Source organism: Alcanivorax sp. HI0083, assembly GCF_001635175.1.
This window is the reverse complement of record NZ_LWFX01001666.1, coordinates 1-1,386: the sequence shown is the minus strand read 5'-3', so window position 1 is coordinate 1,386 and position 1,386 is coordinate 1. Positions and strand designations below refer to the sequence as shown.

Below are 1,386 nucleotides of genomic sequence, written 5' to 3'. Positions count from 1 at the left end.
TACGCCAACGAATGGCGCGCCCTCCACGATGGCCAGGCACCCACTGTCAGCAACGACCAACCGCTGCCGCCACTGGACACCGACGAGCCGATTACCTGCGCCGCCCTGGGCCGTTTTCTCAAACAACCGGTGGCGCACTTTTTCGAGCAACGGCTGAAGGCCCACCTGAAACAGCAACGCCAGGTACTGGACGACAGCGAACCCTTTTCCTTCGATGGCCTGCAACGTTTCCAGCTTCAGGACCAGTTGCTCAGCGACGCCCTGCGCGCTGGCCCGGAACATGCTGGCGAGGCCATGACCGAGGCCATGGGTCGTCTGGCCGGCAGCGGCGACCTGCCCCTGGCACCCTTCGATGAAGGCAGCCGCGACAGCCTGCTGATGCCTCTGGCGCAGCCACTGGAACAGTACTTTGCCCTGCTGGCCGAGTGCGGCGCACCGCAACCGCAACAGGAAATTCGCCTCAGCGCCGGCCCTCTGCAGATCGAAGACTGGCTCACGGATTTGCGCGGCTCCGCCGCCAATGCACAACGGCTGGTACTGCACACCGGCAAGCTGAAAGAGCGCTTCGACAAACTCACCCGGGACTGGATCCTGCACCTGGCCGCCTGCGCCGCCGGGCATCCGCTGACCACCCACATACAGGGCCAGGATGGCCGCATCACCCTGCCACCCCTGAACCGCAGCGACGCGCAGCACTGCCTGGACCAACTGGGCCATGCCTGGCAGCAAGCCCTGTGCGAACCCCTGCCCATCGCCTGCGCCACCGCCTTTGCCTGGCTGAAAGGGGAAGAAAAAGACAACGGCGACAACGAGGCCCGCAAGGTATTCGAATCCGGCTTCATGCACACTGGCGAACAGGACAAGGAACCGGCCATTGCCCGGGCCTGGGCCGACTTCGACACAATGTTGGCTGTCCGCCATGGCGACCACAGCGCCTTCGCCTACTGGACCGAACAACTCTATGCCCCGCTCTATCAACATGCACAGTGGCAAGAGCCAGGAGACGACGTATGAGCACTGAACGTCCGCTCCCGATTACCTTCCCACTGCACGGCACCCGGCTGATCGAGGCCAGTGCTGGCACCGGCAAGACCTTTACCCTGGCCGCCCTCTACTTGCGCCTGGTTCTCGGTCATGGCGACGACAATGCCTTCTCGCGCCCGCTGTTGCCGCCGGAGATTCTGGTGGTGACTTTCACCGAAGCGGCCACGGAAGAACTGCGTGAACGGATCCGCGACCGCCTGGCCGATGCCGCGCGTATCTTTGCCGATGCCAATGCAGAAGCCGACGACCCGGTGCTGGCTGAATTGCTCAATGACTATAGCGACCCGGACGACCGGGCCCGTTGCGCCCAGCGTCTGGATGCCGCCGCCCAGTGGATGGACG

At 64.2% G+C, this 1,386-nt stretch carries 1 protein-coding gene and 1 pseudogene; both read left to right on the top strand.

Annotated features, from left to right (window positions below; translation table 11 throughout):
- A pseudogene (locus A3754_RS28265) lies at positions 1 to 1,014 on the top strand (exodeoxyribonuclease V subunit gamma); the annotation flags it as partial.
- A partial coding sequence (locus A3754_RS24470) for a UvrD-helicase domain-containing protein (protein WP_156497208.1) occupies positions 1,011 to 1,386 on the top strand: 376 nt, incomplete at its 3' end. The pseudogene A3754_RS28265 and the gene A3754_RS24470, both read left to right, overlap by 4 nt.